Source organism: Streptomyces sp. NPDC029836, from assembly GCF_055574495.1.
This window is the reverse complement of record NZ_JBVHZI010000004.1, coordinates 132,275-145,857: the sequence shown is the minus strand read 5'-3', so window position 1 is coordinate 145,857 and position 13,583 is coordinate 132,275. Positions and strand designations below refer to the sequence as shown.

Below are 13,583 nucleotides of genomic sequence, written 5' to 3'. Positions count from 1 at the left end.
CTAACGTCGAAGCCGTGACTGTCATCGCGACCGAAAGCCTGAGCAAGCGGTACCCCCGAGTGACCGCCCTCGACCGGCTCTCCCTGGACATCGGACCCGGCGTGACCGGGCTCGTGGGCGCCAACGGAGCCGGCAAGTCCACGCTGATCAAGATCCTGCTCGGACTGTCCCCCGCCACCGAGGGCCGTGCCGCCGTACTCGGACTCGACGTCGCCACGCATGGCAGCGCCATCCGTGAGCGCGTCGGCTACATGCCCGAACACGACTGCCTGCCACCCGACGTCTCGGCCACCGAGTTCGTCGTGCACATGGCCCGCATGTCCGGGCTCCCGCCGACCGCCGCCCGCGAGCGGACGGCCGACACCCTGCGCCACGTCGGGCTGTACGAGGAGCGCTACCGCCCCATCGGCGGCTACTCCACCGGCATGAAGCAGCGCGTCAAGCTGGCGCAGGCGCTCGTCCACGACCCCCAACTGGTGCTCCTGGACGAGCCGACCAACGGCCTCGACCCGGTCGGTCGGGACGAGATGCTCGGCCTGATCCGACGCATCCACACCGACTTCGGCATTTCGGTGCTGGTCACCTCGCACCTGCTCGGAGAGCTGGAGCGGACCTGCGACCACGTCGTGGTGGTCGACGGCGGCAAGCTGCTGCGCTCCAGCTCCACCAGCGACTTCACGCAGACCACCACGACCCTCGCGGTCGAGGTCACCGACTCCGACACCCACCCGGACGGCACCGCCGCCCTGCGCAAGGCCCTCGTGGCCGCGGGCATCACCCTGCACGCGGGCGAGGAGCAGGGGCTACCCGGAGCGGGCCACATCCTGCTGGTGGAGGCCGCGGGCGAGGAGACGTACGACACCGTCCGCGACACCGTCGCCGACCTCGGCATCGGCCTGGTCCGCATGGAGCAGCGCCGCCACCACATCGCGGAGGTCTTCCGCGACAGCGACCAGCAGGCCCAGCAGGCCCAGCAGGTCCAGCAGGTCCAGCAGCCCCAGCCGGTCGGCCCGCAAGCCGCGCCTCCCGTCCACAACGTCCAGCAGAAGGGAGCCGGTTCCGATGGCGCCTGACACCTCGACCCAGATCCACAACATCGGCTACCGGTCCTACGACGGCCCCCGCCTCGGCCGCGCCTACGCCCGCACGTCGCTCTTCTCGCAGTCCCTGCGGGGCGCGTACGGCCTCGGGCGGTCCGCCAAGTCCAAGGTGCTGCCGATGATCCTCTTCGCGGTGATGTGCGTACCCGCGCTGATCATCGTCGCGGTGGCCATCGCCGTCCCCGGCTCCACCGACCTGCCGATCAAGTACACGACGTACGCCCTGACCACCCAGGTGATCATCGGCCTCTACCTCGCGTCGCAGGCACCCCAGTCGGTCTCCCGGGACCTGCGGTTCAAGACCGTGCCGCTGTACTTCTCGCGACCCATCGAGCGCGTCGACTACGTACTGGCCAAGTACGCGGCCATGGCCTCGGCCCTCTTCATCCTCACCGCCACCCCGCTGCTGATCATGTGGATCGGCTCGCTGCTGGCGAAGTTCGACTTCGGTGACCAGACCAAGGGATTCGGGCAGGGACTGGTGTCGGTACTGCTGCTGTCGCTGCTCTTCGCGGGCCTCGGCCTCGTCATGGCCGCGCTCACCCCGCGCCGCGGATTCGGCGTCGCCGCCGTGATCGGCCTGCTGCTCATCCCCTACGGCGCCGTATCCACCATCCAGGCCGTGGCCTACTCGACCGGGAACACCGGTGCCATCGAGTGGATGGGCCTGTTCTCCCCGATCACCCTGATCGACGGCGTGCAGACCGCGTTCCTCGACGCCACCTCCGCCTTCCCCGGCGGTGAGGGCCCCTCCGCGGCCGTCGGCGTCGTCTACCTGCTCGTCGTCCTCGGCCTCATCGCCGGCTCCTACGCCGCCCTGATGGCCCGCTACCGGAAGGCCGGGCTGTGACCGTCATCGACATCGACCACACCTCCCGCTGGTTCGGCAACGTCGTCGCCGTCAACGACGTCACCATGCGCATCGGCCCCGGTGTGACCGGACTGCTGGGCCCCAACGGCGCCGGCAAGTCCACCCTCATCAACATGATGGGCGGCTTCCTCGCGCCCTCCACGGGCACCGTCACCCTCGACGGGGCGCCGATCTGGCGCAACGAGCAGGTCTACCGGCAGATCGGCGTCGTGCCCGAACGCGAGGCCATGTACGACTTCCTCACGGGCCGCGAGTTCGTGGTGGCCAACGCCGAACTGCACGGCCTCGACGACGAGGCCGCCCGGCGCGCGCTCGCCACCGTCGAGATGGAGTACGCCCAGGACCGCAAGATCTCCACGTACTCCAAGGGCATGCGCCAGCGCGTGAAGATGGCTTCCGCGCTCGTCCACGACCCGTCCGTGCTGCTCCTCGACGAGCCGTTCAACGGCATGGACCCGCGCCAGCGCATGCAGCTCATGGACCTGCTGCGCCGGATGGGCGACGAGGGCCGCACCGTGCTGTTCTCCTCGCACATCCTGGAGGAGGTCGAGCAACTCGCCTCGCACATCGAGGTCGTCGTGGCCGGGCGGCACGCCGCCTCCGGCGACTTCCGCCGGATCCGCCGCCTGATGACGGACCGCCCGCACCGCTACCTGGTCCGCTCCTCCGACGACCGGGTGCTGGCCGCGGCCCTGATCGCCGACCCGTCCACGGCAGGCATCGAGGTCGACCTCAAGGAAGGCGCCCTGCGCATCCAGGCCGTCGACTTCGCGCGCTTCACCGAGTTGCTGCCGCGGGTCGCCCGGGCGCACGGCATCCGGCTGCTCACGGTCTCGCCCTCCGACGAGTCCCTCGAGTCGGTCTTCTCCTACCTCGTCACGGCCTGAAGGAGCTGGCATGTACAACCCCACCGTCGCCCGGCTCACCTACCGGGCCCTGCTCGGCCGCCGCCGCGCGCTGATCCTCTTCGCGCTGCCCGCCCTGCTGATCGTCATCTCCATCGCCGTCCGCGCCTTCACCGGGGTGGACGACAAGGTCGCCGCCGACCTCCTCGGTGGTTTCGCCCTGGCGACGATGGTCCCGCTGATCGGCGTCATCGCCGGCACCGGAGCCATCGGCCCCGAGATCGACGACGGCTCGATCGTCTACCTGCTGTCCAAGCCGGTGAAGCGGCCCACGATCATCCTGACCAAGCTGATCGTCGCGATCGCCGTCACGATGGCCTTCTCCGCGATCCCCACCCTGATCGCCGGCTTCATCCTCAACGGCAACGGCCAGCAGATCGCGGTCGCCTACATGGTCGCCGCGCTCGTCGCCTCGATCGCCTACAGCGCGCTGTTCCTGCTGCTGGGCACCGTCAGCCGGCACGCGGTCGTCTTCGGCCTCGTCTACGCCCTGATCTGGGAGTCCCTCTTCGGCAGCCTCGTCTCCGGAGCCAAGACCCTGAGCGTCCAGCAGTGGTCCCTGTCCCTGGCCGAGAAGGTCGCCGGCCCGGGGTACGTGGACGCCAGTGTGGGCCTGCCCACCGCCGTGATCCTGCTCCTCGTGGTCACCATCGGCGCCACCGCCTACGCGGGCCAGAAGCTGCGCCGCCTGACCCTGGCCGGCGAGGAGTAGGCCCGCCGCCACTGGCCGTTCACCCCGTGCCCCGCGCGGCCCACCGGCCGGGCGGGGCACAGCTTCGCGCAGGATCATCGGGGCATGATCGAGCACACCGAGGCGGAACCGTCCAGACCCGTGCGGTCCTGGATACGGTCCTCGCCCGGGACGCACATCTGGCTGCTGATCATCGCCATCACCAGCCTCATCGTCGTGATCGCCCCGGACCGGGTCGAGCACGTGCTGCTCCACCGGAACAGCAGCAACATCCACGAACTGGTCCAGCACCCCATCCGCGCACTGATCAGCAGCGCGTTCTGGATCGAGAACCCGGCCTCGCTCGCCCTCTACGCCCTGCTCTTCGAGTGCTTCCACGCCCCCGTCGAGCGCTGGCTCGGCACCCTGCGCTGGCTCCTGATCGTCGCGACCGCCCACATCACGGCGACCCTGATCAGCCAGCAGGTCCTCCTGATGGCCATCGAGGACCACCGCGCGCCGCACAGCATGACCCACGTCGTCGACATCGGCGTCAGCTACGGCCTGGCGGCCTCCGTCGGTGTGCTGACCTACCGGCTGCCCCACCCTTGGAGATGGTTCTACCTGGCGGGCGCGGTCGCCTTCTTCGGCATCCCGCTCCTCAGCGACGCCAATTTCACCGACCTCGGCCACGCGATCTCGCTCGCCGTCGGCCTGCTCGCGTGGCCGCTCACCCGACACCCCGTTTCACGTGAAACATGACCCCCGTTCCACGCGACACACGACCGTCGCCTCACGCGGAACATGACCCCTGTTTCACGTGAAACACGCCGTGACTCCGTCGTCCTCCCTCGACTCACCGCCTCGCCGCACCCACCCTCGGCGCGGGGAAAATCGCTGGTACGCACCCTTCCCCCGGGGCACAGTGAGTGGTGCGGGGAGCAACAAAAGGTCCGGAGCAGCCGCTTCGAGCGCGCCTTGCGGCGCGGGCTGCTCCGGACCTCTCGAACGCTCGGTGCGGCTATGCGGCGCCCAACAGGCGTTCCAGGACCACCGCGATGCCATCCTCCTGGTTGGAGGTCGTCACCTCGTCGGCCACCGCCTTGAGTTCCTGGTGGGCGTTGGCCATGGCCACGCCGTGAGCCGACCATCCGAACATCGGGATGTCGTTGGGCATGTCGCCGAAGGCGATCGTCTCCGCCGCCTTCACACCCAGCCGCCGCGCCGCCAGCGACAGGCCGGTCGCCTTGCTCAGACCGAGCGGCAGGATCTCCACGATGCCGGGACCGGCCATCACGATGTCCACGAGGTTGCCGACGGTCTCCCGGGCCACCCTGACGAGTTCGTCCTCACCCATCCCCGGGTGCTGGATGTAGAGCTTGTTCAGCGGGGCGGTCCAGACCGCCGCCGTGTCCTCCAGGTAGAGCGCCGGCAGCCCATCCTGCACCTGGTACCCGGGACCGAACAGCACTTCGCCGTCCACCCCGTCCCGACTGGCCGCCAGGGCCAGCGGACCCACCTCGGCCTCTATCTTCGACAGCGCCAAGCCGGCCAGCTGCCGGTCCAACGTCACCGAGGTCAGCAGCCGGTGCGCCCCCGCGTCGTAGACCTGCGCGCCCTGCCCGCAGACGGCGATCCCCTGGTAGCCGAGGTCGTCGAGCACGTGCCGGGTCCACGGCACGGCCCTGCCGGTGACGATGATGTGAGCCGCGCCCGCCGCGGTGGCAGCGGCGAGCGCCTCACGGGTGCGCTCCGAGACGGTGTCGTCGTCACGCAGCAGCGTGCCGTCGAGGTCCGTCGCGACGAGCTTGTACGGGAACGGGGCCGGACTCACTTGGCGATCGGCTCCAGGAACTCGCGACCGCCCAGGTACGGACGGAGCACCGCGGGCACCCGTACCGTCCCGTCGGCCTGCTGGTGGTTCTCAAGGATCGCGACGATGGTGCGCGGAACGGCGCACAGCGTGCCGTTGAGCGTCGACAGCGGCGCGGTCTTCTTGCCCTCGCGGTAGCGGATCGACAGGCGGCGGGCCTGGAAGCCGTCACAGTTCGAGGCGGAGGTCAGCTCGCGGTACTTGCCCTGGGTGGGGATCCACGCCTCGCAGTCGAACTTGCGGGAGGCGGACGAGCCCAGGTCGCCGGTGGCTACGTCGATGACCTGGAACGGCAGCTCCAGGCTGGTCAGCCACTGCTTCTCCCAGTCGAGGAGGCGCTTGTGCTCGGCCTCGGCCTCCTCCGGCGCGACGTACGAGAACATCTCGACCTTGTCGAACTGGTGCACGCGGAAAATGCCCCGGGTGTCCTTGCCGTACGTACCGGCCTCGCGGCGGAAGCAGGGCGAGAAACCGGCGTACCGCAGCGGCAGCTTGTCCGCGTCGATGATCTCGTCCATGTGGTACGCGGCGAGCGGCACCTCGGAGGTGCCGACCAGGTAGTAGTCGTCCTTCTCCAGGTGGTACACGTTCTCCGCGGCCTGGCCGAGGAAGCCGGTGCCCTCCATGGCGCGCGGGCGGACCAGCGCCGGCGTCAGCATCGGGATGAAGCCGGCCTCGGTGGCCTGCGCGATCGCGGCATTGACCAGGGCGAGTTCCAGCAGCGCGCCGACGCCGGTGAGGTAGTAGAAGCGCGAACCCGACACCTTGGCGCCGCGCTCGACGTCGATGGCGCCGAGCGATTCGCCCAGTTCCAGGTGGTCCTTCGGCTCGAAGCCCTCGGCGCCGAAGTCGCGGATCGTGCCGTGCGTCTCCAGGACGGTGAAGTCCTCCTCGCCGCCGACCGGGACGTCGCTGTGGACGATGTTGCCCAGCCGGAGGAGGAGCTGCTTGGCCGCTTCGTCGGCCTCGTTCTGTTCGGCCTCGGCGGCCTTCACGTCCTGCTTGAGCCGTTCGGCCTTGGTCAGCAGCTCGGCCCGCTCCTCCGGGGAGGCCTTGGGGATGAGCTTGCCGAGCGACCTCTGCTCGTTGCGCAGTTCGTCGAAGCGCGTGCCGGAGGACCTGCGGCGCTCGTCGGCGGAGAGCAGTGCGTCGACAAGGCCGACGTCCTCTCCACGGGCGCGCTGCGAGGCGCGGACACGGTCAGGGTCATCACGGAGCAGCCGAAGGTCAATCACCCCTCCAGGCTACCGGGCCGGCCTTCCTGGGATCACACCGATATCACGCTGCGTGTCACTATGTCCCAATTGGTACGAATGGAAATCTCTTGTCCGGCGACCGGAAGTGGGCTGCGGCGGGGAGCAGATAAAAGCGGCCCCATTCGCCGAAATGGGGCAGCGGGCCGGTCGGGCGGGCGGGTCCTGATCAGCCCTGTGGAGGCTTCTTTGTCCACAGGAATTCGCTCTGTGAGCGTCTTATCCACAGGCTGTGCGCTAGATCTGTGGACACGGAATTAGCTCCATGGGGATCGGCGCCCAGCCGGGGCCGATCAGGGTTCAAACCGCCCTCACACGCTCATTCGGGTGGGAATGGCTCGCTCCAAAGAGTTGATTGCTGATACAGGGGTGACAGCGTTCACCTGTCGCTCCCCAGCGCGAAACCTGAGCCCCCGAGTGATTTGTCGACCTTGTCGCATCACCGTGTCGACTTGTCCCCAGGTCTCCACCCCGCCCTGTGGATAACTCTGTGGACAGTGGACAACGCCCTACGCGCGACCGTCGAGGCAGCGCGTCAGCCAGTCCGACGCCTCCGTGAAGTCGCCGTCGGAGGTTCCCGGCCGCGCCGCCCGCACCTCACTCAGAGCGACACCGGCCCTCGGGTAGGAGCCGAGGAAGCGGACCTGGGGGCAGGTTCGCTTCAGACCCATCAGGGCCTCGCTCACCCGGCGGTCGGAGATGTGACCCTCGGCGTCCACGGCGAAGCAGTAGTTGCCGATGCCCTGGCCGGTCGGCCGGGACTGGATCAGCATTAGGTTCACACCCCGCACCGCGAACTCCTGGAGGAGTTCCAGCAGCGCACCTGGGTGGTCGTCGCCGAGCCACAGCACCACGGACGTCTTGTCGGCGCCGGTCGGCGCCGCCGGCCGGGCGGGACGCCCGACGAGTACGAACCGGGTCTCGGCGTTCTCCGCGTCGTGGATCTCCTTGACCAGCGCTTCCAGTCCGTACGTCACGGCGGCGAACTCACCCGCGAAGGCCGCGTCGAAGCGCCCCTCCTGCACCAGCCGGGCGCCGTCGGCGTTGGACGCGGCCGACTCCCACACCGCGTCGGGCAGGTGCCTGCGCAGCCAGTTGCGCACCTGCGGCTGCGCGACGGGGTGCCCGGTGACGGTCTTGACGTCCGACAGCTTGGTCCCCGGCCGCACGAGCAGCGCGAACGCGATCGGCAGCAGCACCTCGCGGTAGATCATCAGGGGCTCGCCGGAGGACAGCTCGTCGAGGGTGGCGGTGACCCCGCCCTCCACCGAGTTCTCGATCGGCACCAGAGCCGCCGCCGCCTCGCCGTTGCGCACTGCGTCCAGCGCCGCAGGGACCGACACCATCGGGACGAGCTCCCGGGTGGCGGCTTCCGGCAGCGTACGGAGGGCGGCTTCGGTGAACGTGCCCTCGGGACCGAGATAGGTGAAGCGGGTGGCCGACATGCGGTCAGCCTAATGCCGGGCAGGCCGCCTCCGCCGGGCCGTTCACCCTTCGAGCAACCGCTGTCCGACGTACTCCCCGGCCCGCGGGCCGGGCGGAACGGCGTACAGCCCACTGGACTCGTGCCGGATGAACGCGGACAGGGCGTCCCCCCGGTCGAGCTTGCGCTGCACGGGGACGAAGCCGCGCAGCGGATCGGCCTGCCAGCAGATGAAGAGCAGCCCGGCATCCGGAGTGCCGTCGGGGGCGATCCCGTCGTGGAAGGAGAACGGCCGGCGCAGCATGGCGGCCCCGCCGTTCTGCTCGGGAGCCGAGATCCGGGCGTGGGCGTTGGAGGCGATGACGGGCTTGCCGTCGGCGCCGAGCTTGTCCAGGGCCATCTCCGTGGTCTCGCCACCACCGGTCAGCGGGGCCCCGGTCGCCTTGGTGCGGCCGATGACCTGCTCCTGAGCGGCCTGGGACTGCTTCTCCCAGTCGTCGAGCAGCATTCGGATCCGGCGCACGACGGCGTACGAGCCCCCGGCCATCCAGGCGTGCTCGGCCGGTCCCGGCCCGGCGCCCGGAACGAAGATGCGCTTGTCGAAATCGGGTTCGGCGGGCTTGGGGTTCCCGGTGCCGTCGACCTGGCCCATCAGGTTCCGCGCGGTCATCGGCTTCGCGGTGGCGCCCGGGGACCGGTTGAAGCCGTTCATCTGCCAGCGCACGCGCGCCGCGTCCCCGGCGTCCTTCTGCAGGGCGCGCAGGGCGTGGAACGCGACGAGGCCGTCGTCCGCGCCGATCTGGACCCACAGGTCACCGTTGCTGCGCTGGGCGTCGAGCCGGTCCGAGGAGAAGTCCGGCAACGGATCGAGCGCCACGGGGCGTCGGGCCGTCAGGCCGGTGCGCTCGAAGAAGGAGTGCCCGAACCCGAAGGTGACGGTGAGGGAGGACGGCCCCGCGTCGAGGGCGATGCCGGTGTCGGCGGTCGGCGCGGTCCCGCCCGCCATCAACCGCCGGGCGGTGTCCGACCAGCGGCGCAACAGCGCGGCGGCCTCGGTGCGGCCGGCGCCGGGCGCCAGGTCGAAGGCGAGCACGTGGCCCTTGGCCTGGAGCGGAGTGGTGATCCCGGCCTGGTGGTCCCCGTGGAAGGCGACTTCGGTGGCGCCCAGGGAGCCGGGCGCCCCGGCCGCGCCGGGGGCACCGCCCGCGGAGTCGGCGACGGCGGCATGGACGAGGGCCCCGCCGGCCCCGCCGAGGGCGAGTCCGGCGGCGCCGGCGGCGCCCACGGTGCCCAGCAGCCTGCGCCGGGAGATCTCGATGTCCGGGTTGCTCCCGGTGCTGTCGGTCACGCTGCTCAGCCGATCTTCACGTTCTTCTGGACGGTCGTCTGGTCGATGTCGGAGGTGCGGACGGTCACGTCGATGCGCCATTCACCCGTGAGCGGCAGCTGCACCCCGGACGCGGTCCAGTGTCCGGGACCGGCACGGTCCGGGGCGACCGGCAGCGGGCCGATCTCCTTGGCCGGGAGGGTGAGGGCGACCTTGATCTCGGGCAGGTCGAGGGGCTTGCCGTCCGGGTCCTCCGCCCACAGGTGGAGGGTGTTGGCACCGACCCGGCCCGGGTCGAGCTCCAGTCGTACGGTGCCCTTGCCGTTCTGGCCGCCGGTCTCGAACGGCAGGGTGATTTTGACGGCCCGGTTGGGCACGGCGGTGGAGGCCGAACCCCTACCGGTCTCCTGCTCCATGGCCCGCCCCGGCTCCGTGCTGGTCAGGACGGTGGTGACGGCGAGCAGGGCCACGGCCACGGCCGCCTCGGCGAGCACGGACCGACGCAGACCCGCCCGGCCGGGATCGGCGTCGCGCACCTGGTGCTTGCGCGCCTTCTCGCGGGCGGCGTGCTGACGGGCGAGCTGGGCGGCGCGCCGCGGGTCGGCGGGGTCGGCGTCGGCAGCGCTGGTGGCACCGGTGGCGGGAACGTCGTCGGCGGCGCCCGTTTCACGTGAAACATCGCTGCCCGTTCCTCGTGAAACCCCAGAGCCCGTTTCACGTGAAACATCGCTCGCCGTTTCACGTGAAACGCCCGTCCCGGAGAGCACGGCGGCCGGCTCGTCGGCGGCGGCCTCCGTCGGAGCGTCCGCCAGTCGCGCGGTCCACTTCCGCGAGAGCCAGGCGATGCCGAGGAGGACGAGGACCAGCCCCACCTTGATCATCAGGAGTCGGCCGTAGCTGGTGTCGGTGAGGGCCGACCAGCTGCCGAGCTGACGCCAGGACTGGTAGACGCCGGTGACGACGATGACCACGACGCTGACGAAGGCGACCTTGGAGAAGCGTCGTACGGCGTCCCGCTCGATGTCCGGCACCTTGTACAGGGCGACCAACAGCGCGGTGAGACCGCCGAGCCAAGTGGCGACGGCCAGCAGGTGGAGGACGTCGGCCGGCATCGCGATGCCGGTCTGGATGCCCGTGGAGGCGTGTTCGGACAGGGCCCAGGTGGCGGCGATGCCGGCGGCCACGACGGCTCCGCCGATCCCGAGGCCGAAGGCCAGGTCGTTCGGCTGCTTCTTGCCCTCGCCGGCCGGACCATCCGGACCATCCGGACCGGCCGGACCGGCTTCCCCGGAACCCGACGCCTGTTGGTGGCGCGCGTACGCCCCGAACAGTACGGCGACGAACAGCGCGGCGGCTCCGAGGAGGAGGAGCCGGGAGACGAACGAGGCGCCCGTCTTGGTCTCCAGTACGGCTTGCAGCCCGGCGAGGTCGAAGACGTCGGCGAACTTGCCCGAGCCGGTGTACGGGTTGCGGAGCGCCAGCATCACCAGGGTGGCCGCGGTGAGGGTGACCCAGCCGCGCACCACGAGATTCTGCAGCGACCGTTGCGCGGACCCGCGGCGCCAGCAGAGCAGGATGAAGGCGGCCCCGCCGACGAGAACGGTGAATCCGGCGTAGGCGGCGTAACGGGCGATCCCGTAGACGACGCCGACGGGCCCGCCGCCCGCCTGCTGCGTGGGCAGGGCGACGTTGGTGGCCGAGGGGGCGCCGATGGAGAAGGTGAAGGCGCCGGAGATGGGGTGACTGTCGGCGGAGACGGCCTGCCAGGCGACGGTGTACGTGCCGTTGGGCAGGCCGGTGTGCAGGGCGGTGCCGTACCGGATGATCGAGCCGCTGCACATGTCGCGGAGCTCGCCGGTGTCCACGCGTCGGCCCTGCGGGTCCATGACGCGGATGGAGTCGTCGCCCATGGCGACCTGCTCCGAGAAGGAGAGGGTGACCTGGGCGGGTGCCGTGGCGACCACCGCCCCGTCCTGCGGGTCGCTCGCGGTGAGTGCGGCGTGTGCCGTGGCCGGCGCGGCCGCGGTGAACAGGGTTGCCAGCAGGGCTGCGAGAACCAGCGCGAGCCGCGGCAGGAGTGCCGTGATGCGGACCCGGGCGGGGGAAGGGGCGGGGGCGGTGGCCGTCATGGCGTGTCAGTTCCTCGGTCCGTCAGTGGGCGTTGGAGTTCTCTGCGTTGTACGTCCGCTCTTTCACGTCGACCTCGACCTTGACCGGGCCGGCCTTCTCGAACCGGAGCTCGACGGTGACCTTGTCCCCGACGGCCGGCTTGTTCTTCAGACCCATGAACATGACGTGGTCGCCGCCCCGCGCCAGCTTCAGCTCACCGTTGGCGGGCACGTCCAGCGACTGGACCTGCTGCATCTTCTGGTCCTTGGTCTCGTGGATCTGGAGATCGTCCGAGAGGGGACTGGTGACGCCGGTCAGCTTGTCGGCGGTCTTCGATCCGTTCTTGATGACCATGAAGGCGCCGGCCATCTTGTCGTTGACCGGTTCCGGCATGAAGGCGCCGCTGACCGTCAGCTCGGGCTTCCCGCCGTCGGCACCCGAGGAATCCGCGGAGTCGGACGAGCAGCCGGATATGGCGAGCGCGGCCGTCAGGGAGAGGGCGGCGGCGAGGGTGCGGGTGGTGCGGCGGTTCACGGGTTCTCTCCCTTGACGAGCTTCGGCAGGTCCTTGGTGTAGTCATCGACGGTGGTGCCCTCGCCGTAGAGGGCGTAGCCCTCGTCGGTCTTGGGCGAGAACGCGATGACCTGGGCACCGTGCATGGAGACGACGTTGCCGTTGGCGTCCTTCGTGGCGGCCTCGATGCCGATGCCGAGCGAGCGGGCGGCGGCCTGGATGGTCGCGAAGTCCCCGCTGAGTCCGACGAAGGACGGGTCCTGGGCCTTGAGCCACGCGCCGAGGGATTCGGGAGTGTCCCGTTCGGGGTCCGTGGTGACGAACACGACCCGGAGGTTGTCCTGGTCCGCCTTGGGCAGCGCCTTCTTGGCGACGGCGATGTTGCTCATCGTCAGGGGGCAGACGTCCGGGCAGTTGGTGTAGCCGAAGTAGATGAGCGTCGGCTTGCCCTTGGTCTGCTCGCGCAGGTTCCACGGCTTGCCGGTGGTGTCCGTGAGGACGAGTTCGGGCTTGTCGAAGGGCCGGTCGAGGACCGTGGCGGCCCCGGCCTTCTTCTCACCGGTGATCTGGGTGACCGAGCCGGTGTTCTCGGTCTTCCCACCGCCGCAGGCGGTGAGTGCGAGGGCGGTCGCCACCGCGAGGGCGGCGACCGTCACACGTGTGGTGCGCATGGAGGAATGTCCCTGTGATCGGGGATGGTACGGATGTTCTCGGAACGAAACGGCCTGCGTGCGCGACGGGTCAGGAAGCGCGCCGACGCGAGGCGATGCCGAAGGCGACGCCGCCCAGGCCGATGACGATGCCCGCGACGCCGAGGACCCGGGCGGTCGTGTCGGAGCTCTTGGCGGCCTCGTCGTGGTGGTCGCCGGCCGCCTTGTCGTCCTTGCCGGAGGCCTTCGCCTCCTCGGCCTTCTTGTCACCGGCGTCGTGGTGGTCGTCGCCCTTGGCGGCGGTCAGCTTCAGGACCGGCGCGGGGGTCTGCGGCTCGGGGGCGCCTTCCTTGGCCTCCTCGATCCAGCGGACGACCTCGTTGTTGTCGTACGTCTGGATCGCCTTGAAGACCATCTGGTCGGCGTTCTCCGGGAGCTTGCCGACGGAGACGGGGAACTGCTGGAACTTGCCGGGCTCGATCTTGCCGCCGGACCAGGTCACCTTGGTGACGGCCTCGTTGATCTGCTTGCCGTGCACGGTGAGCGGCTTGTCGAGCTTGCTCTTCTCGACGCTCACCGTCCAGCCGGGGATGTCCTGCGGCATGACGGACGTGAGCGGCTGGTCGATCGGGAAGCTGACCTCCAACTGCGTGGTCGACGCGTTGTCGCGCTCGTTGGGGACCTTGAAGTTGATGGTCGCGTAGCCGCCCTTGGTGGCCTCGCCGGGCTGCACGCCGACGTGCGCGAAGGCGGGGGCGGACAGGACGAGGACGGTGCCGGCGGCGAGGGCGGCGGCGAAGGAGACGCGAGAGGTCTTCATGCGGGAACACTCCACGGAAGCAGGGGTGACGGGCTCCGCGCACGGGCGCGCGCGGAGGTCGCGGCACCG

The 13,583-nt window shown here is 70.1% G+C and carries 13 protein-coding genes; 5 read left to right on the top strand and 8 right to left on the bottom strand.

The window, feature by feature from the left end; genetic code table 11:
• Positions 1–14 precede the first annotated feature (14 nt).
• The 5 genes from ACZ4XJ_RS14400 to ACZ4XJ_RS14380 all read left to right on the top strand — a co-directional run bounded on the left by ACZ4XJ_RS14400 (position 15) and on the right by ACZ4XJ_RS14380 (position 4,308).
• The gene (locus ACZ4XJ_RS14400) at positions 15–1,073 is read left to right on the top strand and encodes an ABC transporter ATP-binding protein (protein ID WP_468496349.1); all 1,059 of its coding nucleotides are present in this window, start codon (positions 15–17) and stop codon (positions 1,071–1,073) included.
• On the top strand, positions 1,063–1,950 hold the full coding sequence (locus ACZ4XJ_RS14395; RefSeq protein WP_362875078.1) for an ABC transporter permease subunit: 888 nt from the start codon (positions 1,063–1,065) through the stop codon (positions 1,948–1,950). Before ACZ4XJ_RS14400 ends, ACZ4XJ_RS14395 begins: the two co-directional genes overlap by 11 nt.
• Positions 1,947–2,858 carry an ABC transporter ATP-binding protein gene (locus tag ACZ4XJ_RS14390; RefSeq protein WP_468496348.1) on the top strand — a complete coding sequence of 304 codons (912 nt, stop codon included), beginning with the start codon at positions 1,947–1,949 and terminating at the stop codon, positions 2,856–2,858. The genes ACZ4XJ_RS14395 and ACZ4XJ_RS14390 overlap by 4 nt, the downstream gene beginning before the upstream one ends.
• Positions 2,859–2,868: 10 nt before the next feature.
• Positions 2,869–3,588, top strand: a complete 720-nt coding sequence (locus ACZ4XJ_RS14385) for an ABC transporter permease (protein ID WP_362875076.1) — start codon at positions 2,869–2,871, stop codon at positions 3,586–3,588.
• A gap of 84 nt (positions 3,589–3,672) precedes the next feature.
• Complete coding sequence (locus tag ACZ4XJ_RS14380; RefSeq protein ID WP_468496347.1) at positions 3,673–4,308, top strand: rhomboid-like protein; 636 nt, start codon at positions 3,673–3,675, stop codon at positions 4,306–4,308.
• Positions 4,309–4,567: 259 nt separating this feature from the next.
• On the opposite strand, the gene ACZ4XJ_RS14375 is transcribed toward ACZ4XJ_RS14380, so the two are convergent.
• The 8 genes from ACZ4XJ_RS14375 to ACZ4XJ_RS14340 all read right to left on the bottom strand — a co-directional run bounded on the left by ACZ4XJ_RS14375 (position 4,568) and on the right by ACZ4XJ_RS14340 (position 13,514).
• Positions 4,568–5,380 (bottom strand): HAD family hydrolase, encoded by an 813-nt coding sequence (locus ACZ4XJ_RS14375; RefSeq protein WP_468496346.1) that lies wholly within the window; start codon positions 5,378–5,380, stop codon positions 4,568–4,570.
• On the bottom strand, positions 5,377–6,654 hold the full coding sequence (serS, locus tag ACZ4XJ_RS14370) for a serine--tRNA ligase (protein WP_468496345.1): 1,278 nt from the start codon (positions 6,652–6,654) through the stop codon (positions 5,377–5,379). The genes ACZ4XJ_RS14375 and serS overlap by 4 nt, the downstream gene beginning before the upstream one ends.
• A 527-nt stretch (positions 6,655–7,181) precedes the next feature.
• On the bottom strand, positions 7,182–8,117 hold the full coding sequence (gene pheA / locus ACZ4XJ_RS14365) for a prephenate dehydratase (protein WP_383987421.1): 936 nt from the start codon (positions 8,115–8,117) through the stop codon (positions 7,182–7,184).
• A 42-nt stretch (positions 8,118–8,159) separates the two neighbouring features.
• Positions 8,160–9,524 (bottom strand): iron uptake transporter deferrochelatase/peroxidase subunit, encoded by a 1,365-nt coding sequence (gene efeB, locus ACZ4XJ_RS14360; protein WP_468496344.1) that lies wholly within the window; start codon positions 9,522–9,524, stop codon positions 8,160–8,162.
• Positions 9,449–11,551 carry a copper resistance CopC/CopD family protein gene (locus tag ACZ4XJ_RS14355; RefSeq protein WP_468496343.1) on the bottom strand — a complete coding sequence of 701 codons (2,103 nt, stop codon included), beginning with the start codon at positions 11,549–11,551 and terminating at the stop codon, positions 9,449–9,451. Before ACZ4XJ_RS14355 ends, efeB begins: the two co-directional genes overlap by 76 nt.
• Before the next feature lie 22 nt (positions 11,552–11,573).
• Complete coding sequence (locus ACZ4XJ_RS14350; RefSeq protein WP_383987430.1) at positions 11,574–12,065, bottom strand: copper chaperone PCu(A)C; 492 nt, start codon at positions 12,063–12,065, stop codon at positions 11,574–11,576.
• Entirely contained in the window at positions 12,062–12,715 is a 654-nt protein-coding gene (locus ACZ4XJ_RS14345) for an SCO family protein (protein ID WP_362875067.1), read from the bottom strand. Before ACZ4XJ_RS14345 ends, ACZ4XJ_RS14350 begins: the two co-directional genes overlap by 4 nt.
• 70 nt (positions 12,716–12,785) lie before the next feature.
• Positions 12,786–13,514, bottom strand: coding sequence for a YcnI family copper-binding membrane protein (locus tag ACZ4XJ_RS14340; RefSeq protein WP_362875066.1), 729 nt, complete (start codon positions 13,512–13,514; stop codon positions 12,786–12,788).
• Positions 13,515–13,583 lie beyond the last annotated feature (69 nt).